Here is an 18,409-nt window from a genome sequence, read left to right as displayed (position 1 = left end):
TAACTATGGAACTTAGACCCTATCAACAGGAGGCCCGACAGTCTATTCAGGCTCAGTGGGAACAGGACATTCAGCGGACGCTGCTTGTCCTGCCTACAGGCTGCGGGAAGACAATTGTATTTTCAAAAGTGATTGAAGACCGGGTAAGAAAGGGCGAGCGTGTGCTCGTCCTGGCTCACCGGGGTGAACTGCTTGACCAGGCATCCGATAAGTTGGAGAAATCAACCGGACTGAAAACAGCTACCGAAAAAGCGGATCAAACATCTATTGGTAGCTGGTTTCGGGTTGTCGTGGGCAGCGTCCAGACCATGATGCGTGAAAAGCGGCTGAAGCAGTTCAATAAGGATTTTTTTGACACCATTATCATTGACGAGGCGCATCATTGCTTATCGGACAGCTATCAGCGGGTACTTGATTATTTTGATCAGGCTAATGTATTGGGTGTTACGGCCACGCCAGACCGCGGCGATATGCGTAATTTAGGAAGCTACTTTCAAAGCTTGGCCTATGAATACACGTTGCCCAAAGCGATCAAAGAGGGATATCTAAGCCCGATTAAGGCCATGACAATCCCGTTACAGATCAACCTGTCAGCCGTTGGACAACAAGCCGGTGACTTTAAATCTGGCGACTTGGGCACAGCACTAGATCCGTACTTGGATTCAATAGCCGCCGAAATGTGGCGTGTCGCACAAGACCGAAAGATTGTCGTGTTCCTTCCGCTGGTCAAGACCAGTCAGAAAATTACTTCTATATTAAATGCAGTCGGCTTCCGAGCTGCGGAAGTCAACGGGGAATCACAGGATAGATCGCAGATATTAGAGGACTTTGATAGCGGTAAATATAACGTGCTGTGCAACTCCATGCTTCTCACGGAGGGATGGGATTGCCCCAGCGTAGATTGTGTTGTTGTTCTGCGGCCGACAAAGGTCCGTAGTTTATATAGTCAGATGGTTGGGCGCGGTACCCGACTATTCCCAGGTAAAACTGAATTATTGCTATTGGACTTCCTCTGGCATACAGAAAGACATGAGCTCTGCCATCCCGCACATTTAATTGCGGAAAATGAAGAGGTTGCTCAGGCTATGACTAAGCAGATTGAAGAAGCTGGTATTGCGCTGGATCTGGAAGACGTCGAAAAGAAGGCTGCTGAAGATGTTATTGCACAGCGTGAAGAGGCCTTGGCCAAGCAGCTCGAAGAAATGAAGAAGCGGAAACGAAAGCTAGTTGATCCGCTTCAGTTTGAAATGAGCATTCAGGCAGAGGATCTGTCCAGTTATGTTCCTTCATTCGGCTGGGAGATGTCTCCACCGAGTGACGCACAGGTGAAGACGTTGGAGAAGTTGGGCATTATGCCAGATGAAATCGATAATGCTGGCAAGGCAACGAAGCTGCTGGAACGTCTGGATAAACGGCGCGCGGAAGGATTGACGACACCGAAACAGATTCGCCTGCTTGAACGGTATGGCTTTGAACATGTTGGTACTTGGTCGTTCGATAACGCGAAAAAATTAATTGACCGAATCGCTGGCAACGGATGGCGAGTACCGAATGGAATTGATCCTATCAAATATCTTTCTTAACGAGATTTTTCCGTGCATCTTAGAAAAAACGATGTGTTTCTAACCAATTTTTATATGCCAAACTATTTATTGGTGGGAACAGTACATCGCGTCTAGCGTGTGATAGATCTTCACTCAGGCTTAGGTCAAATTTCTCACATAATGATTCTCGCAAATCGTCTACTGTTCTATGACTTAGCAGACCATGAATATTTACCTTCAATGATAATCCATACGGCTCTTTTATGGTCCACGTTTGATTCGGACTTGTTGTAACTTTAAGTTTTTCAAAATCAAACCTTTGAAAAATATACCTGGAAATTTCAAGTTTCATTTCCTCGGGACACATGATAGCAAAGAGCCTGTTATTTTTCTCTTTTTTGTAAATAGATATACTCTCAAACTTATTCAAAATATCACCTTCCTGATCAATTGATTAAAAATAAGCTACATGTATTAAAAAGCCACTCATATGAGTGGCAGGTCATTTGGGCCCTGGTGGCCGATATTGTCAAACCGTGCTAACCAACATACACCAACTCTCCACAAGCCACCAGGGATAGGGTAGTAATCAAAATGCTCATAAGCATCATTCCTTTCTTACGAAGGAGCGTCATTACAACAGCTATGCCAGAACTTATTAGCCCTGAAAGTAGCATGTTAAGAGACGGATTTACTTCAAGCAATTTTGTAAAGCATTCGGAGAGTGAAGGATTCGAACCTACTCCTGATGCAATCATTTTGACAGGATAATTTTACCTTGCATAGTAGCTTTGACGCAAGAAGAAGTGAGTATATGGGATAGGAGGGAAGTTGGTTTGAGCGTGTCGCTTACATTATTCAGGTAGCGAGTGGAGCGTAGTAGATTGGATTATATCTAATATGTCAGCTTATACAACGTACCTTGAGTCTTTCTTTGGCAGCGGGGCAGTGCTTTTTAACAAAGTAAAAGGAGACAATAGAAGCTTATGGAGCATAAACTGGATCTTACTGCTTTGCTGGGCCATGTTGATCCAGCGTATCTGAGTTACCAGGAATGGGTCAATGTCGGCATGGCATTGAAATATGAGGGTTATACGGCCAGTGATTGGGATGATTGGAGCAAGCGGGACAGCGGCCGTTACCGTCCCGGTGAGTGCTTCAAGAAGTGGACTTCCTTTGAAGGATCTGGCACACCCATCACCGGCGCAACGATTACCCAAATGGCGAAGGATAATGGCTGGATGCCACGTTCTGCGTTTTCGGATCGAGATGACCACGAGCTAGGATGGGATGACGAAATTTCTGGCGGTGATTATGTTGTCGTTGATAAGAATTGGATAGAGGGCAAGGAGATCCACCAGCCTTCCGCTTGGAATCCTGTACAGCAATTGACCACTTATCTGGAAACGTTGTTCGAGGCATCGGAAAATGTCGGGTATGTAACGGACACTTGGCAAAACGATGATGGCAAATACCTTCCCACAAAGGGCGCATGGGACCGTACAGCCGGTGAACTTATTCAGCTACTCAACCAAAGCGGGGGAGATATCGGCTCTGTGCTAGGTGACTATAATCCGGCAGCTGGGGCATGGATACGATTCAACCCGCTAGACGGCAAGGGTGTCAAAAACGATAATGTGACCGAGTTCCGATATGCGTTGGTCGAGTCTGACACAATGGATATTGAGAAGCAAAACGCCATCATGCGGGAACTGGAGCTGCCGATTGCTGTTATGGTCTACAGCGGCGGCAAGAGTATCCACGCAATTGTGCGGGTCGAAGCGGCCAATTACGACGAGTACCGTAAGCGGGTGGACTACCTCTATACTGTCTGTAAAAAGAACGGATTGAACATCGACAATCAGAACCGTAACCCTTCCAGGCTATCGCGCATGCCGGGAGTAGAGCGAAAAGATAAGAAGCAATTCATTGTTGATACGAATATTGGGAAAGCGAGCTGGGCCGAATGGCATGAGTGGATAGAAGGAGTCAATGACGATCTTCCAGACCCTGAAAGCCTGACGGACTTTTGGGACAACATGCCGGTGCTGTCTCCACCTTTAATACATGGCGTATTGCGGCAAGGTCATAAGATGCTGCTGGCGGGACCATCAAAGGCAGGTAAGTCGTACAGTCTTATTGAGCTTTCCGTTGCAATCGCCGAGGGCAAAAAGTGGTTAGCGTGGCAATGTACACAGGGGAAGGTGCTGTATGTGAACCTGGAGCTTGATCGGCCGAGTTGCCTGCACCGCTTCCGTGATGTTTATACAGCGCAAGGATTGGAGCCACGGCACATCAGCAATATCGACATATGGAACCTGCGGGGGAAGTCAGTACCGATGGACAAGCTGGCCCCCAAGTTGATTCGTCGCGCAGCCAAGAAGAATTATATTGCTGTTATTATCGATCCGATTTATAAGGTCCTGACAGGCGACGAGAACAGCGCCGATCAGATGGCCCACTTTACGAACCAGTTCGACAAGATTGCAACGGAGCTGGGGGCGGGCGTCATTTACTGCCACCACCATTCCAAGGGTTCGCAGGGTGGCAAGAAGTCTATGGACCGCGCTTCTGGTTCCGGGGTATTTGCCCGAGATCCTGACGCGTTGATTGACTTGGTGGAGCTGGAGGTTACGGAAGCGCTGCTGAAGCAAGAAGAGAATAAGGCGATTTGTGCCATGTATCAGCAGCTCTTTGAACAGCACAACCCGGCATACCTGCAGGAGCATGTATCACAGGATGATCTGCTCAGTGCCAAAGCTATAGAAGACCACGCCAAGCGTGCCATGCCGCACGTCATGACGAATATCATGCCAACCATAGAGCAGGTCCTCAAGGCTGTAAAAGTTCGATCAGCATGGCGCGTGGAAGGTACACTGCGGGAGTATGCCAAATTCGACCCGGTTAACATGTGGTTCCAGTATCCGGTGCACCGTATCGACGAAACAGGCAGCCTACAGGACATTGATCCAGATAGTGAATCTTCAAAACCACCTTGGCAAAAGGCATCTGGTAAGCGGAAGGACAAGGCCAAGGAACAGCGTAGGAGCAAGGCAGAAGAATTTGAGGAAGTCGTAAATAACTGTAACTTTGGTGAACCACCGACCGTTATGGATATTCTGGCATGGTATAGCTCAACTGGGAAAGAGGTTGCTGAACGTACTGTGAGGGACTGGATAAAGAAATATGGGTATGAAATTGACCGTTCTATTGGGTTCCGTATCGTCAAAAAAGAAGAAGAGTAATTGCGGCGGCAATCATGTTTTATGGTGGTTGCAAAAACTTGCGGCAATCATCATTTTATGGTCGCCGCAAGTTGCGAAACATGATTGCCGCAATTCCGCAAAAAGTTGCGGGGATTTTGATACGTGATGATTGCCGCAAGTTACGGCGGCGACCACTATATATAAATATATAAGGAATAAGGGAGGGGGTATAAAAATCCCCCTCCCCCTTCCCCTAAATTTATGGGGAAACCCGCCGCAAAACAAAAGTTAGAAAATGGAAGTGATAATATGACGACTGAATTCTTCATGCCGATGAAACCGCCGACCGCTACACATCAGGAGAAGCAGGTTAGCTGCAAGAATGATAAGCCCGTCTTCTACGAACCAGCCAACCTTAAAGCGGCGCGGGCGAAACTAACGGCTCACCTGGGTAAACATGTGCCAGAGAAAAAGTATAGCAGCGCACTTCGTGTGGTCGTGAAATGGCTGTTTCCGATCTCTGAGGGCAGCAAGCATTATGATGGCGAGTGGAAGATAACAACGCCAGATACGCACAACATGAATAAGCTGCCGTTCGACATTATGACGGAATTGGGTTTCTGGACTGATGATGCCATTGTGGCCAGTGAAATCATAGAAAAGTTTTGGGCGAAGGTGCCAGGTATATATATCCGTATCGAGGAGTTATAGCCTATGGATTACGGGGCGTTTTACCGGGATGTTGTTGAATGGATTGGTCAAGTCAATGAGGCTGCCATGAAGTTCGGTATGAGTAATGCTGATTTCTGGAGCTGGGTGGCCGATTCTTCTGGATCGATCTGCAAGAAGTACCAGGATAACCGGCTGGCGATCAAGCAAATGATTATGTTGGTGGAATGGCTTGAGGAAGTTTATGAGAGGCAGAAAAAAACAGGATGATTTGTCCAGAGTGTTGCAATGAGATGGACGAGATTCAATCCGATGTGTATCAGTGTCAGTGTTGTGGCTTTCTGGCCGAACAGATGAGCTGGGATATAGATCAGGACGGAATAGAGAGGGTGAAAGAATCATGAATAAACAGGAGATTGCACGTATTGCTGCTGAGACTGCACTAGAATTTTATAAAAAGGAGCAGGAACGGCAAAATAAATTTAAAAGAGATCGACGGCTGAGAAACACAAAGATGCTACTTCGCAATTATCGCAAATTTAAAATACATTGTGGTTCTAATGTGCAAGAGCTTGAAGAGTTAAAGGACCCTGACTCTTTCGAGTATCTGGACACTGATGATCTGGCTATTGAAGCAATTATAAAAAATAAAGAGCGTACAGCAGCTATGGTGAGGTACATTGACCGGATGCTTGAAATCTATCAGATCCTGTCCGAGAAATCGAAGAAGCCAGAAGATATACGACGGTTCAAAATACTGTTTGATTTATATGTTTCAGAGCAGGAAAAAACAGTGGAAGACCTTAGTGACTGTCACAAAATCAATAAAAGATCGATTTACCGGGATATCAATAAAGCCTGTGAAGCCTTTTCCAGCTTGCTTTTTGGGGTGGATGGCATTCGATTGATCAGTTAAACATCGTGTCACTAATTGACCATTTACGGTGTCATTCTGAAAATGCTAATATGATAGTGTGCAAAAATTATAAATCGAGCTAATCATAAGGAGTCCTTCATGATGAAGGGCTCTTTTTGTGCCTAAAGACCAATAAACAGAACATTTGCTCTTTTTTTTCTTGAGTTTTTATTATTCATACAAAACCAACACAACGCCGGGGGTGGTGATCCATGTAGTGGCTGAGCAACGTTTACTAGCCAAAGCCGACTATCAAAGCGGCATGAAATACAAAGAGATTGCTGAGAAATACGACGTTTCCCTGAATACCGTCAAGAGCTGGAAGCAGCGCTACGGCTGGGAGCGAAAAAAGGGTGCACACAAACAGAAAAGGGTGCACACAAATAAAGGCGGTGCACCCCCGGGCAATCAGAATGCTAAGGGTAACCGAGGCGGACCCGGCGGTCCGTCGGGCAATGACAAGGCCGTCACTCATGGCTTATTCCAGAAGTATCTGCCTGCTGAAACGCTGGCAATCATGGAGCAGCTGCAAGAGAGATCACCGCTGGATATGCTATGGGACAACATCATGATCCAGTATACGGCCATTATCCGGGCCCAGCAGATCATGTATGTAAAGGACCAGAAGGATATGACGAAAACGCTGGTCGAAGAGAAAGACGGCAATGTCTTTGGTCAGAAGTGGGAAGTGCAGCAGGCCTGGGATAAGCAAGCGACCTTCTTACAGGCCCAGAGCCGGGCTATGTCCGAACTGCGGAGCTCCATACGTCAGTATGAGGAAATGTGCCGCCAGGGCAAAGCTGATCAGGAACAGCAGCTACGGCTCCAGAAGCTGAAGGGTGAAGTGGCTCTGCTGAATAAGAAAGTGGACAGTGACGAGGATAAGCCAATCGAGATCCTGATCAAGCGTAAGGGTGACAGCTCATGATTGAGAAAGAAGTTAACCCGCACTTTGAGGACTTTCTTTTCGATTGGCAGCACAAGTATTACTTCCTGGTTGGCGGGTACGGGTCCAGCAAGAGCTATCATGTGGCCTTGAAGCTGATCCTGAAGCTGTTGAAGGAGAAACGCACGGCCCTGGTAGTCCGCGAGGTGTACGACACGATACGGGATTCATGTTTTGCTTTGTTCGAGGATATATGTACGGAGATGGGGCTGGATGACAGAATTAAATTCATCACCTCGCCCATGCAAATCCGATTCCCGAATGGCAGCAAGATCATATTCAAGGGAATGGATAAGCCGGCTAAGCTCAAGTCTATTCACAACGTCAGTATCATCTGGATTGAGGAATGTAGCGAAGTGAAGTATGAGGGCTTCAAGGAACTGATAGGCCGTCTCCGTCACCCAACACTCAAGCTGCATATGATCTTGTCCACCAATCCGGTCAGTACGGCCAACTGGTGCTATAAGTTCTTTTTTCGGGACCGGAAGAAGAACATACTTGCCCTGGATGACGAGCAGCTATACAAGGATCGGGTTGTGGTGGTCAATGACACGATGTATCATCATTCCACTGCCGACGATAATCTGTTCTTGCCGCCGTCATACATTGAGCAGTTGGAAGAACTGAAGCAGCATGATCCTGACTTGTACCGTGTGGCTCGTAAGGGGCGCTTTGGAGTCAACGGTAAGATTGTCCTACCGCAGTTCGAAGAGTGGCCGCATGACGCTGTCATGGAAGCCGTAAAACGTATCCGTAACCCAATAGACCGGGCAGGGATGGACTTCGGATTTGAAGAATCCTATAACGCTCTGCTCAGGCTCACCATAGATCATGATGCCAAGATACTCTATATCCATTGGGAGTATTACCGTAACCAAATGACAGATGACCGGACCGCTGAGGACATTACCGAGTTCAAAGAGGCGGGTGAGCTGATACGGGCTGATAGCGCTGAGCCAAAGACTATTCAGTTCTTCAAGCAGATGGGTTTCCGTATGAGGGCCGCCAAGAAGTTTGCAGGCTCACGATTGCAATACACCAAGAAGGTGAAGCGGTTCAAGAAGATCATATGCTCCAGCAATTGCCCGAATACGGTAGGTGAGCTGAAGGAGCTGACATATGCAGTAGACAAAGCCGGTGAGATTATTGAGGACCAGTTTAACATTGACCCTCATACCTTCTCGGCTATTTGGTATGCCCTGGATGATTACGAGGTCGCAGACCTGAAAGGCGCTGGGGTATCATTCCGACGATGAGAGGAGGGAAATTATGAGTACACTGCAGGAGATTCTGGACAATCTGGACGCTAATGCGCCGCTGACGTTGCCGGAGATTATCCGCATGGAAGTCAGTGCCTGGATAGCGTCGGATGAACGTAAACGGATGCTCGAAGGGAAACGGTACTACCGCGTTAAGAATGACATCCTGGATCGCCGCCGGCAGACGATTGGTGATGATGGGCGACTGATGGATGAGCATAATCTGGCCGATAACCGGATTCCGCACGGGTTTGTTCGCAAACTGGTTGATCAAAAGACCGGTTATTTGCTGGCCCGGCCATTCGTGGCCAAGACGGAGGATAAGGCATACCAAGATGAGCTGGATAACTACTTCGGTAAGGCATTCAAACGCACCCTGAAAAATATCGGCAAAGACGCTATCAATTGCGGAAAAGGCTGGATGCAGGTCTACTATAATGAGGCAGGAGAGCTGTCATTTATGAGGCTCCCGTCAGAGGAGTGCCTGCCGATCTGGCAAGACTCAGCTCATACGGAGCTGGCGGCGTTCATTCGTGTCTATGACGTGGAAGTCTATGTCGCTAAGACGAAACGGATTATTCGCCGCATCCAGTGGTGGGACCAAGACGGCATGAAACTCTTCGAAGAAGACGGGCAACTGAAGCTAATCGAAGAGACGTCACACTTTTCTTATGTGGATGGTACAGAGGTCAAGCCTATGAACTGGGAGCGGCTGCCGTTCATCTGCTTCAAGTACAACGACGAGGAGCAGCCGCTGCTGGATCTGATTAAGCAGCAGGTGGATGACTACGACAAACAGAAGTCAGGCAATGCCAATAACTTGGAGGATCTGCCTAACAGTATCTACGTGGTTAATAATTTCAACGGTACGGGTGCCGGAGAATTCCGCAAGAATATCGCACTGTATCGTGTGGCGTTCGTGGACAACGAAGGCGGGGTCGAGACGATCAGCCTGACCATCGATACTGAAGCCTACAAGAATCACATGGATGAGCTCCGTAAGAATATCTACGAATTCGGCCGGGGCGTCGATACGCAGCGGCAGGAGATGGGCAACGCCTCCGGTATTGCGCTGAAATTCCTGTATGCGGATCTCGACATGGATATGAACGACATGGAGTCCGAATTCCAGGCTGCCTTGGAGCAGCTTCTCTGGTTCGTCGATACCCATATCGAAAATACAGGCGGCGATGACTATTCTGAGAAGGATGTCGAATTCATCTTCAACCGTGATATCGTCATTAACGAAACTGAGGCCGTCACCAATGCTAAAAATAGCGTAGGGGTCATCAGTAACCGGACCATCGTGGCTAACCATCCGTGGACGACAAATACAGATGACGAGCTCAAGCAAATCGAGGAAGAGAAGGAGAGCGCCGCAGCGGATCTTGCTGCATACGGCGGTATAGGAGGAGGTGCACCTGATGCTGGAACAGAAGACGATCCGACTGGTGAACGAACTGATTCAGGGAATGACTAGGTTCTGTATAGACTCCTATTCGACGGCTCAACCTGTGTGCTCCGATGATGTCCGGGCGCTGGCTGAGCTCGTTTCTTCGGTTAATGTACCTGCTGAGCCTCCTATTGGGTCCACAGAGGCAATAGGGTTTAGTGTCCCAGGCGGTGACGCTGAGTGAAGTCGGAGGAATACTGGTCCAAACGGATGGAAGTTCTGAATGAAGCCCAGTTGAAGAAGGGCGAGGACTACATCAAGGCACAGAGCGCCGAATATGACAAAACGCTAGCCAGGATCAATAGGGAAACAGAGTCTTGGTATGCACGCATGGCCAAGAATAACGAAATCAGCATGGCTGAAGCACGCAAGCTGCTGAAGGCAAATGAGCTGAAGGAATTCCGCTGGTCGGTAGAGGACTATATCAAAGCCGGCAGGGAGAATGCCATCGATCAGCGCTGGATGAAGGAACTGGAGAATGCCAGTGCCAAGGTCCATATCACACGGCTGGAGGAACTGCAGCTGAAGATCAGGCAAGAGGTCGAGGTGCTGACGGCTCGCCAGGTACGAGGGGCTACTGGAGTGCTTGGCGATATTTACGAGGATGGTTATTACAAGGGCATTTATGAGGTGCAGCGTGGAGCAGGAAAGGGCATTCCCTTTGCTAAATTGGATGGTAAGCAGATCGATAAGGTGCTTGCTAAGCCCTGGGCTCCAGATGGCCGTAATTTCTCAGCCCGAATATGGGGAGACAGGGACAAGCTGATGGCAGAGTTGCAAACCTCGCTAACGCAAAACCTGATTCGTGGGGAGCCGTCAGATAAGGTCATATCCGCTTTTGCAGAGCGGATGGGCGTAAGTAAACGTAATGCGAAACGGTTGATACTGACGGAGGCTGCCTATTTCAGTGGCCAATCCCGGATGGACGGGTACAAGGCACAAGGGGTAAAGAGCTATAGGTTCGTGGCCACGCTGGACAGCCAGACGTCCAATCCCTGCCGTGAGATGGACGGGGAGGTCATACCGATCAGTGAGGCCCAGCCAGGTGCTAACTATCCTCCGCTGCATGCCTATTGCCGATCTACGACGATCCCTGTGTTTGATGACGAGGCAGAGGATTCGGAGGAGCAGCCTCATGAGCGTGCAGCACGCGGTACAGATGGCAAGACTTATAGAGTGCCTGCGGACATCTCCTATAAAGAGTGGGCAGCCAAGCATGTACCGAAGGATGACGTTCCTGAGCCTCAAGCGGCAAGGGAGCTTAAATTCAGTGAAATCGAGATTCCGGGAACGCCAGGCACTCCTATTCCGCCGAGACGAACCGATCAGCAGCCCGTGACGGTGCCTGAACCTGTAGAGCCGCCGGCAGTCAGAACGACGACTCCGCCAGAACCTGATTTTGAAGAAATCGACGTCCCTGGATCACCGCAGCAGGGAGTGCCGATTCCTCCGAAGCTTTCCGAACCAGAAGAGGCGGCTGTGTCCCGGTATATCGGCAGCGAGTCGTATGTGCTGAATGAAAAACTGCGAGAAGGTAAACCACTGAGCAGTGATGAAATGCAGTGGGTTCAGCATTTAGACAGTGCGCTGAATAAAGTTCCGCGATTCACGGGCGATCTTACACGCTCGATATACTTAGCTTCGATTGCGGATGTTGAGGAATTCATGCAGGACATCACCCCTGGAGCCGTGATACAATATCCTCAATATGTATCAACGACAGCAGGCGCGATGTATAATGCTAAAGGCCAAATCCATTACTACATTCTGAATGCCTCTATGGGTGCCGATCTCAGATCCTATAATCCGGGTGAGCTTGAGGTGCTTTACGGCAGAGACTTCCCGTTCGAAGTCGTCAGTATTGAGGTGATCGATGGCGTGTACCATATTTTGCTTCGGGAGCTGAGGAAATGAGCAAGGACAAATACACGGACCCTCGCTGGAATGACCTGGGTCGACCCAAAGTAATTGGACATCGAGAAGTTTCAGAGAAAGAGCAAAAGGAAAACAACGAACAACTACGAGAACACCTGAAGAAAATCGGTGTTCTGAACAATAAAAAGGATTGAAGCACTCACGCTGAGGCGAGGGTGCTTTTTTATATTCCAGGAGGTGGGCTTGTGCCACAACGGTATATGAAAAAGGTATACGTCGACGTAATTGAGTTCACGAATACAGCTGAGAATCACAAGGCGATCATCGATTTTGCGGGGTTGCCGATTAGCGTAGAGTACACCAGCGACGGCGTACAACTGCGAGTCATCCGAGGTGCTTACAGTGTTCTGGTCGCCAAACAGGACGAGTGCATAGTCAAAGAGAGTGACGGAACACTGCGGATTTGTACCCGTGAGGTACTAGAAGCCGAATACGACTTGGCTGAAACCGAATAATTGGGCCTTAGCTGAGACTGCTAGGGCCTTCGTCGTTTCCCACGACGCGAATAACGGGACATCACCGGACGCGACCGGGATACCAAGCGAAGATGAAAATGGAGGGATCAACCATGAACAAAGATCAATTTATTGGGTTGGGTCTGACTGATGAGTTGGCGACGAAAGCGGCGGCTGCTTCTACGGAGGAGCTGAAGGGGTTCATTCCGAAAGCACGATTCGACGAAGTGAACGACGCCAAGAAGCAAGCTGAACAGGACCGAGACAAAGTATCCGGCCAACTTGAGGACCTGAAGAAATCTGCCGGCGATAATCAGGCGCTGAAGGATCAAATTACGAAGCTGCAAGGTGATAACAAGACGGCTAAGGAGCAGTATGAGGCGAAGGTAAAAGACCTGCAGCTGACAACGGCTATTAAGCTGGCACTGACTGGCCAAGCTCATGACTTGGACATCGTTTCTGGGCTTCTGGACAAAACGAAGATTGAGCTGGATGACAGTGGAACCGTAAAAAGTGGACTGGATGACCAGGTAAAAGCCCTGCGTGAGAACAGAGGATTTTTGTTTATTCCGGAAGACGGCAATAAGCCTAAATTCAAGGGTGCCAAACCGCCAGAGGGTGGAGACCCGAACGGAGGCGGTGGAGAAGCAAGTGCTGGAGCCGGTTTTGCAAAATCGGCAAATGAGAGCGGTAAAGCCCCCGCAGCCGCGCCAAATCCTTGGGGCTAAGAAAGGAGAATTAGTATGTATGTGAAAAGAGAAACTGTATCGCAGCCGAATTTCTTGGCAAGCCAGAAATATACTGCGTTTACGTACCAGGTTGACAACACTGGTGTGACGCCGGATGCCAAAGGTCGCAAAATCGTACCTGCAGGTACGGTCTACCCTGCAAATGACGGAACGGCCTTCGGCTTGCTGCTGAATGATGTGGACGTGACGACGGGACCGCAGCCAGGCTCTGTACTTGTGGAAGCATGGGTCCTGGAGGCGCGCTTGCCTGTACCACCAGCAGCGGAAGCCAAGACGGCCATGAAGGGCATCAAATTTAAAAAGGTCGTGTAATCGACCGAGAGGGAGGATATTCAAATATGTCTACAGTATTGGAATTGTTCGCACAGAAGGAGATCCTGAACTATCTTAAGAACAGGCAGTACCCGGCACTCCTGGGGGAGACGCTGTTCCCGGAGATTAAAAGGCAGTCGTTGGAATTCGACGCTATTGTCGGCGCTAACCGTATTCCCGTGATCGCCTCAATACACGGATTTGATACTGAATCAGAGATCGGGAGCCGTGAAGCAGGCAAGATGATGCTGGAGTTGGCGCTGATCAAGCGTAAGCTGAGAATGGGAGAGAAGGAAATCATCGCCCTGGAATCCCCGCGTAATGAAGCAGAAAGGCAATACCTTATGAGTCAAGTATTCAACGATATAGACATTCTGGTCGCTGGTGTTCGCGCTCGTGCCGAAGCCATGCGTATGGAAGTGTTGGCAAACGGTACTGTGACGCTGGATGAAAATAATCTTTCTGCAACAATTGATTACGGCGTTCCATCGGCTCATAAGCTGGTGCTGAGTGGTACTGATCTTTGGTCTGATCCCGCATCCGACCCTATTGAAATCCTTGCAGAGATGTCGGCAACTCTGGATGAGAAGCCGACGCGGGCCCTTACTTCCACTAAGGTACTTAGTGCAATGGTAAAACACCCGAAGGTAGTCGGTGCCTTGTACGGGGTCAACGGCAGCAGCCGTATGGCCAGCCGCGCAGAACTGAACAGCTATCTGCAACAGCTTGAACTGCCGCAGATAGCGGTCTACGATGGCAAGTACAAGAAGCAGGGAGCGAACGGCACGTACACCACTAACCGATACTTCCCGGAAAATAAAATCTCATTGTTTGGTCCTGACAAGTTGGGCGATACAATCTACGGTCCGACTGCTGAAGAAGTTCGCCTGACTCGTGATCCTTCCATCCAGACACAGACGATTGGCAATGTATTGGCGATGGTCTACGAGGAAGGTAAAGACCCAGTGAGTACCTGGACGAAGGCCGTAGCAACTGCGCTGCCAAGCTTCCCGGAAGCGGACAACGTCTTCCAGGCGCAAGTATTGTAAAGGGGTGATCGACAATGTTGGTTGAGGTAAAGGAAATTCAGGTACGGCATGACGGGACGCTCTACGAAAAGGGAGCGTCTTTTTCATTGACAGCTAAGCAGTATGAGCGCATTAAGGCGCACGTTACGGTACTGGATGAAAACGACGAGAACACAGAGCCGGGGCAAGATGTTGACGAAATGACGGTACCTGAGCTCAAAGCTCATGCTGAGAAGCTGAAAATTGATCTTGGCGAGGCAACGAAAAAGGATGAAATCCTGGAGAAAGTCAAGGCGGCTGTTGCGGCCAATTAAGGAGGGCCGTTATGAAGCTTGAAGACGAGGTTTTTGAGTTGATTCGGCGAAGGCTGAAGTTACCTCCAGATAACACGGTATTGGATAGTACGATCGAGATGTACATGGACGAGATTAAGCAGCGGATTATCAACTATACCCATCAACTAGCGATTCCGGCAGGTCTCAAATACACCTGGTCGAATATGGTCATTGATCTGCTGAAGGTCCGTGATTTTGCTTTGCCAGAAGTAGCAGCGCTGCTGGGCAAAGACGCCGTAGAGGTCAAGATCGGCGACACATCGGTAAAGCTGGGTAGCACAGGAAGCGTTGCGGTTGAAACGATTGTGACCAGTTACGCTCCTGAGTTGCGTCGTTATCGGCGAATGGGGTGGCAGGGGTGATTAATTACGACCGTTACCGTGCTGCACTGGAGCTCACCTATGAGGATTCATGCGCTGTGTATCGCTATCAGGATGCCAAGGACCCAGCCAGCAGGGAGACGAAGCAGACAGCGGTCATGATTTATGAGTCACTGGCTTGCCGACTATCCCAGACAGGTCTGGCTAAAAACGGTCAGTCAGATGTGCAGAACGATACGCAGTATGACGCCAAGCTATTCCTGAACCCTGAAGTGGATATACAACAGGGGGACATGATCCTTGTGACGCGAAGGGCACGCCTCGATGTGCCTGAACGTTTCGTGGCAGGGGAACCCTTTCCGCCGTACCTAACGCACCAGGAGGTCAACTTGACATACAAGGAGTGGGCCTAATGGCAGGATTGGGTACTTTTGATTTTAGCGAGTTTCAAAAATTCGGCGATGACCTCAAAGCTATGGAGCGTGCCTGGCCGAAATTTTTGAAAGAATGCACTGAGGAGCTGGCGAACCGGCTGCTAGCCAAAGCCGTTCTGCGGACACCCGTCCGAGATGGTGACCTGCGCCGTGGTTGGACCATTAGTCAGATTAACATGACATCGACAGGCGCTGAGATTGAGGTTTTTAATTCAGTGCTGTACGCAGCTTATGTGGAATATGGCCACAGGCAGACTATAGGCAGATTCGTGCCAGCCATCGGGAAGAGGCTGAAGGTAGGCTGGGTTGAGGGTCAATTCATGCTGACACTCTCTACACCGGAACTGGAGCGTGAGCTGCCGGCGATTGTGGAGAGGCGTCTGGAGCGTTTTATCACGAGATACTTAGGGAGGTAGTGCCGTGCAAATCACTTTTAACACAGTGCGGTATGCTGTGCATGCAGCGCTGGACTCGACCTTCCCTGACATCCCGATAAGCGGCGAGGAGATCAAGCAGAATCTTGATCCACCTCGCTTTTTTGTGCGGCTTCTGGAGCCTGCACACACGCAGGAGTTGGGGCGGCGTTATCGCCGCGACCATCCCTTTGTGATCCGGTATTTTGCCCCTGAACGTGCAAATGAAGACATGTACGACATGGCAGAGCAACTGACAGGTGCGCTGGCGTGGATCGACATTAACGGCCGGAGATACCCAGGGCAGAGCATGCACTATCAGATCGTCGACGAGGTGCTGAACTTCATGGTTACTTACTCGCTGCTGGTGTGTGGGCAAGAGCCGGATGATCCGAAGATGCGGAGATTGAGACAGGAGGGAAGTCTGAAATGAGTGAGGAAAGAGTTGTTAAAGGCGTCGAACCCAAGAAGGAGCCTGCATACAGCAAAACGCAGCTGCTGACAGCCAAGCGCTTCGAGCGCGTGGACAAGGATGTACTTGCAGCCATCCTGGATGATGAGGAAAAGTATTCCATCGCTGAGGTGGAAAAAAGGATAAAGATTTTTAACGCGAAGGAGGCTAAATGATGGCTGGAGGCACTTGGACAGTACAAAATAAAAAGATACCAGGCATATATATGAACTTTGTGTCAGAAGCCGCCCCGCTTGGAACCTTGGGTGATCGAGGCGTTGTCAGCCTTCCACTTTCTTTAAGCTGGGGGCCATCTAAAACACTTGTTGCTATCGATGCTGGTGCTAATGTATTTGACGTCCTTGGATACGACATTACAGATCCTAAATTGATCTTGATTAAAGAGGCATTTAAAAATGCTAGCCGTGTTCTGTTATACCGGTTGAACACAGGGACAAAGGCAACCGTAACGGCGGGTGTATTGAGCGCTACAGCCCTTTATGGAGGAGTTAGAGGCAATGACATTACTGTAGTGATTGAGGCTAATGTAGACAATACATCTAAGTTTGATGTCGTTACTATTTTGAGCGGTACAGAAATGGATCGTCAAACGGTAGGCACGGCTGGCGAACTGGTAGCGAACAATTGGGTAACCTTCAGCGGGACTGCTGGTGCATTAACCGAAACAGCAGGCGCGCCGCTTGTAGGTGGCTCGGATGGTACGGTTGCAAATGGTGACCATACCGAATATTTGACTAAAATTGAGGTTCAAAACTTCAATACGATTGGTCTTACTTCTACGGACGCAACCCTTAAATCCGTTTATGTCGCATTTGCGAAGCGCCTGAGAGACGATGAGGGCAAATACATTCAGGTAGTCTTGCCTGAATACCCTAAGGCCGACTATGAGGGCGTAATTAGCGTTAAAAATGGCGTGGCGTTAACTGATGGTACTACACTAACGGCGGCAGAAGTTTGCGCATGGGTAGCCGGGGCAACAGCGGGGGCCAACGTTAATGAATCCCTGACAAACAAGGCGTATGAGGACGCTGCTGATGTAGTAACAAAGTACACCAGAACCCAACTTGAAGCTGCGGCTGATGCTGGTGAGTTTGTCTTCACAACAAGACCAGATGGTACGGTAATCGTCTTGTACGATATTAATACCTTGACGAGCTTCACACCGAAAAAAGGTAAACTCTTCCGCAAAAATCGTGTGATACGCGTTCTGGATGCAATAGGGATTGACTATCAAACTATCTTCAGTAAGTTCTATGTTGGCAAGGTCAGCAATAACGACATTGGCCGTAATCTATTTAAAAATGAATGCGTGAATTATATGGAAGATCTTCAAGATATCGAGGCTGTTCAAAATTTTGATGCTCAATCAGATATCGCAGTAATTAAAGGTGACGAATCTGATGCGGTTCTTATTAAACAAGCCATTCAACCAGTTGACAGCGCAGAGAAGTTCTATTTTGAAATTACGGTCAGCTAAAGGAGGGGAAATCTAAATGTTCATGAATGTCGAAGACGCGATTAGCGGAAAAATGGCCACTGCCCACGCAACTATTGAAGGTGAAGTGCACGAGCTTTTCTACGCTAAAACCGGGGAAGCAACAGTAGAAAAAAATAAAGTGGATGTTCCGATCCTCGGCAAAACCAACACCCCTCAACGGGGGTCTGGATGGTCAGGAAACGGAACAATGACCGTGTATTATGTAACGTCTGTTTTTCGAAAATTGATGCTGAGATACATTAAGACCGGTCAGGACTTTTGGTTTGATCTGATGATTACTAACGAACAGCCTGGATCAGCAACCGGAAAACAAACCGTGATTGTTAAGGAGTGTAACTTGGATTCACTTGTAATCGCGAAGTTCGACGCGACGACTGACGATATGCTTGATGAAGAGCTACCTTATACATTCGGTGATGTTGACATGCCAGATGAATTTAATACCATTACGGGCGCCTAATTGGC

Annotated in this window: 24 protein-coding genes and 1 pseudogene; 24 read left to right on the top strand and 1 reads right to left on the bottom strand. The window is 48.9% G+C overall.

Annotated elements, in window-relative coordinates; genetic code table 11:
• The first annotated feature begins 5 nt into the window (after positions 1-5).
• Complete coding sequence (locus AC5ELV_RS23610; RefSeq protein WP_493432138.1) at positions 6-1,583, top strand: DEAD/DEAH box helicase; 1,578 nt, start codon at positions 6-8, stop codon at positions 1,581-1,583.
• Between the two features lie 19 nt (positions 1,584-1,602).
• Here the strand turns inward: AC5ELV_RS23610 and AC5ELV_RS23605 are convergent, their stop codons facing one another.
• The gene (locus AC5ELV_RS23605; RefSeq protein ID WP_493432137.1) at positions 1,603-1,974 is read right to left on the bottom strand and encodes a hypothetical protein; all 372 of its coding nucleotides are present in this window, start codon (positions 1,972-1,974) and stop codon (positions 1,603-1,605) included.
• 437 nt (positions 1,975-2,411) lie between these two features.
• Here AC5ELV_RS23605 and AC5ELV_RS23600 point away from each other — a divergent pair.
• From AC5ELV_RS23600 to AC5ELV_RS23490, 23 genes and pseudogenes are all read left to right on the top strand, one after another.
• A pseudogene (locus tag AC5ELV_RS23600) lies at positions 2,412-2,588 on the top strand (hypothetical protein); the annotation flags it as partial.
• On the top strand, positions 2,531-4,789 hold the full coding sequence (locus AC5ELV_RS23595) for an AAA family ATPase (protein ID WP_493432136.1): 2,259 nt from the start codon (positions 2,531-2,533) through the stop codon (positions 4,787-4,789). The pseudogene AC5ELV_RS23600 and the gene AC5ELV_RS23595, both read left to right, overlap by 58 nt.
• Before the next feature lie 270 nt (positions 4,790-5,059).
• The gene (locus AC5ELV_RS23590; RefSeq protein ID WP_493432135.1) at positions 5,060-5,461 is read left to right on the top strand and encodes a RusA family crossover junction endodeoxyribonuclease; all 402 of its coding nucleotides are present in this window, start codon (positions 5,060-5,062) and stop codon (positions 5,459-5,461) included.
• Between the two features lie 3 nt (positions 5,462-5,464).
• Entirely contained in the window at positions 5,465-5,689 is a 225-nt protein-coding gene (locus tag AC5ELV_RS23585; RefSeq protein WP_493432134.1) for a hypothetical protein, read from the top strand.
• 130 nt (positions 5,690-5,819) lie between these two features.
• Positions 5,820-6,335, top strand: coding sequence for a hypothetical protein (locus tag AC5ELV_RS23580; protein ID WP_493432133.1), 516 nt, complete (start codon positions 5,820-5,822; stop codon positions 6,333-6,335).
• Between the two features lie 262 nt (positions 6,336-6,597).
• Positions 6,598-7,263, top strand: a complete 666-nt coding sequence (terS, locus tag AC5ELV_RS23575) for a phage terminase small subunit (RefSeq protein ID WP_493432170.1) — start codon at positions 6,598-6,600, stop codon at positions 7,261-7,263.
• A complete protein-coding gene (locus tag AC5ELV_RS23570; RefSeq protein WP_493432132.1) occupies positions 7,260-8,537 on the top strand; it encodes a PBSX family phage terminase large subunit in 1,278 nt (425 codons plus the stop codon). The genes terS and AC5ELV_RS23570 overlap by 4 nt, the downstream gene beginning before the upstream one ends.
• A gap of 13 nt (positions 8,538-8,550) precedes the next feature.
• On the top strand, positions 8,551-10,020 hold the full coding sequence (locus tag AC5ELV_RS23565) for a phage portal protein (protein WP_493432131.1): 1,470 nt from the start codon (positions 8,551-8,553) through the stop codon (positions 10,018-10,020).
• Complete coding sequence (locus AC5ELV_RS23560; RefSeq protein ID WP_493432130.1) at positions 9,965-10,177, top strand: hypothetical protein; 213 nt, start codon at positions 9,965-9,967, stop codon at positions 10,175-10,177. The genes AC5ELV_RS23565 and AC5ELV_RS23560 overlap by 56 nt, the downstream gene beginning before the upstream one ends.
• Positions 10,174-11,907: a minor capsid protein gene (locus AC5ELV_RS23555; protein ID WP_493432129.1), complete on the top strand. Its 1,734-nt coding sequence runs from the start codon at positions 10,174-10,176 to the stop codon at positions 11,905-11,907. Before AC5ELV_RS23560 ends, AC5ELV_RS23555 begins: the two co-directional genes overlap by 4 nt.
• A complete protein-coding gene (locus AC5ELV_RS23550; RefSeq protein ID WP_493432128.1) occupies positions 11,904-12,062 on the top strand; it encodes a hypothetical protein in 159 nt (52 codons plus the stop codon). Before AC5ELV_RS23555 ends, AC5ELV_RS23550 begins: the two co-directional genes overlap by 4 nt.
• Positions 12,063-12,113: 51 nt before the next feature.
• Positions 12,114-12,383: a hypothetical protein gene (locus AC5ELV_RS23545; protein WP_493432127.1), complete on the top strand. Its 270-nt coding sequence runs from the start codon at positions 12,114-12,116 to the stop codon at positions 12,381-12,383.
• A gap of 113 nt (positions 12,384-12,496) precedes the next feature.
• Entirely contained in the window at positions 12,497-13,111 is a 615-nt protein-coding gene (locus AC5ELV_RS23540) for a phage scaffolding protein (protein ID WP_493432126.1), read from the top strand.
• 15 nt (positions 13,112-13,126) lie between these two features.
• Entirely contained in the window at positions 13,127-13,444 is a 318-nt protein-coding gene (locus AC5ELV_RS23535; RefSeq protein ID WP_493432125.1) for a hypothetical protein, read from the top strand.
• 26 nt (positions 13,445-13,470) lie between these two features.
• On the top strand, positions 13,471-14,493 hold the full coding sequence (locus AC5ELV_RS23530) for a major capsid protein (RefSeq protein ID WP_493432124.1): 1,023 nt from the start codon (positions 13,471-13,473) through the stop codon (positions 14,491-14,493).
• Between the two features lie 14 nt (positions 14,494-14,507).
• Entirely contained in the window at positions 14,508-14,786 is a 279-nt protein-coding gene (locus AC5ELV_RS23525; protein WP_493432123.1) for a hypothetical protein, read from the top strand.
• A gap of 11 nt (positions 14,787-14,797) precedes the next feature.
• Positions 14,798-15,169, top strand: a complete 372-nt coding sequence (locus AC5ELV_RS23520; protein ID WP_328802020.1) for a hypothetical protein — start codon at positions 14,798-14,800, stop codon at positions 15,167-15,169.
• On the top strand, positions 15,166-15,540 hold the full coding sequence (locus AC5ELV_RS23515) for an ABC transporter ATP-binding protein (RefSeq protein ID WP_493432122.1): 375 nt from the start codon (positions 15,166-15,168) through the stop codon (positions 15,538-15,540). Before AC5ELV_RS23520 ends, AC5ELV_RS23515 begins: the two co-directional genes overlap by 4 nt.
• The gene (locus AC5ELV_RS23510; protein WP_328802022.1) at positions 15,540-15,977 is read left to right on the top strand and encodes an HK97 gp10 family phage protein; all 438 of its coding nucleotides are present in this window, start codon (positions 15,540-15,542) and stop codon (positions 15,975-15,977) included. Before AC5ELV_RS23515 ends, AC5ELV_RS23510 begins: the two co-directional genes overlap by 1 nt.
• A gap of 4 nt (positions 15,978-15,981) precedes the next feature.
• Complete coding sequence (locus AC5ELV_RS23505; RefSeq protein WP_328802023.1) at positions 15,982-16,407, top strand: phage tail terminator family protein; 426 nt, start codon at positions 15,982-15,984, stop codon at positions 16,405-16,407.
• On the top strand, positions 16,404-16,601 hold the full coding sequence (locus AC5ELV_RS23500) for a hypothetical protein (RefSeq protein WP_493432121.1): 198 nt from the start codon (positions 16,404-16,406) through the stop codon (positions 16,599-16,601). The genes AC5ELV_RS23505 and AC5ELV_RS23500 overlap by 4 nt, the downstream gene beginning before the upstream one ends.
• The gene (locus AC5ELV_RS23495; protein ID WP_493432120.1) at positions 16,601-17,923 is read left to right on the top strand and encodes a phage tail sheath family protein; all 1,323 of its coding nucleotides are present in this window, start codon (positions 16,601-16,603) and stop codon (positions 17,921-17,923) included. Before AC5ELV_RS23500 ends, AC5ELV_RS23495 begins: the two co-directional genes overlap by 1 nt.
• Positions 17,924-17,939: 16 nt before the next feature.
• Positions 17,940-18,404 (top strand): phage tail tube protein, encoded by a 465-nt coding sequence (locus tag AC5ELV_RS23490; RefSeq protein WP_493432119.1) that lies wholly within the window; start codon positions 17,940-17,942, stop codon positions 18,402-18,404.
• Positions 18,405-18,409 lie beyond the last annotated feature (5 nt).

This window comes from Paenibacillus sp. NMA1017 (assembly GCF_058895805.1).
This window is presented reverse-complemented; position numbering and strand designations above follow the sequence as displayed.

Bases quoted from the DNA above. Each gene is read 5' to 3' on its own strand.
- AC5ELV_RS23610 (WP_493432138.1), top strand. From the start codon at position 6: ATGGAACTTAGACCCTATCAACAGGAGGCCCGACAGTCTATTCAGGCT.
- AC5ELV_RS23595 (WP_493432136.1), top strand. From the start codon at position 2,531: ATGGAGCATAAACTGGATCTTACTGCTTTGCTGGGCCATGTTGATCCA.
- AC5ELV_RS23590 (WP_493432135.1), top strand. From the start codon at position 5,060: ATGACGACTGAATTCTTCATGCCGATGAAACCGCCGACCGCTACACAT.
- AC5ELV_RS23585 (WP_493432134.1), top strand. From the start codon at position 5,465: ATGGATTACGGGGCGTTTTACCGGGATGTTGTTGAATGGATTGGTCAA.
- AC5ELV_RS23580 (WP_493432133.1), top strand. From the start codon at position 5,820: ATGAATAAACAGGAGATTGCACGTATTGCTGCTGAGACTGCACTAGAA.
- terS (WP_493432170.1), top strand. From the start codon at position 6,598: ATGAAATACAAAGAGATTGCTGAGAAATACGACGTTTCCCTGAATACC.
- AC5ELV_RS23570 (WP_493432132.1), top strand. From the start codon at position 7,260: ATGATTGAGAAAGAAGTTAACCCGCACTTTGAGGACTTTCTTTTCGAT.
- AC5ELV_RS23565 (WP_493432131.1), top strand. From the start codon at position 8,551: ATGAGTACACTGCAGGAGATTCTGGACAATCTGGACGCTAATGCGCCG.
- AC5ELV_RS23560 (WP_493432130.1), top strand. From the start codon at position 9,965: ATGCTGGAACAGAAGACGATCCGACTGGTGAACGAACTGATTCAGGGA.
- AC5ELV_RS23550 (WP_493432128.1), top strand. From the start codon at position 11,904: ATGAGCAAGGACAAATACACGGACCCTCGCTGGAATGACCTGGGTCGA.
- AC5ELV_RS23540 (WP_493432126.1), top strand. From the start codon at position 12,497: ATGAACAAAGATCAATTTATTGGGTTGGGTCTGACTGATGAGTTGGCG.
- AC5ELV_RS23535 (WP_493432125.1), top strand. From the start codon at position 13,127: ATGTATGTGAAAAGAGAAACTGTATCGCAGCCGAATTTCTTGGCAAGC.
- AC5ELV_RS23530 (WP_493432124.1), top strand. From the start codon at position 13,471: ATGTCTACAGTATTGGAATTGTTCGCACAGAAGGAGATCCTGAACTAT.
- AC5ELV_RS23525 (WP_493432123.1), top strand. From the start codon at position 14,508: ATGTTGGTTGAGGTAAAGGAAATTCAGGTACGGCATGACGGGACGCTC.
- AC5ELV_RS23520 (WP_328802020.1), top strand. From the start codon at position 14,798: ATGAAGCTTGAAGACGAGGTTTTTGAGTTGATTCGGCGAAGGCTGAAG.
- AC5ELV_RS23510 (WP_328802022.1), top strand. From the start codon at position 15,540: ATGGCAGGATTGGGTACTTTTGATTTTAGCGAGTTTCAAAAATTCGGC.
- AC5ELV_RS23500 (WP_493432121.1), top strand. From the start codon at position 16,404: ATGAGTGAGGAAAGAGTTGTTAAAGGCGTCGAACCCAAGAAGGAGCCT.
- AC5ELV_RS23495 (WP_493432120.1), top strand. From the start codon at position 16,601: ATGGCTGGAGGCACTTGGACAGTACAAAATAAAAAGATACCAGGCATA.
- AC5ELV_RS23490 (WP_493432119.1), top strand. From the start codon at position 17,940: ATGTTCATGAATGTCGAAGACGCGATTAGCGGAAAAATGGCCACTGCC.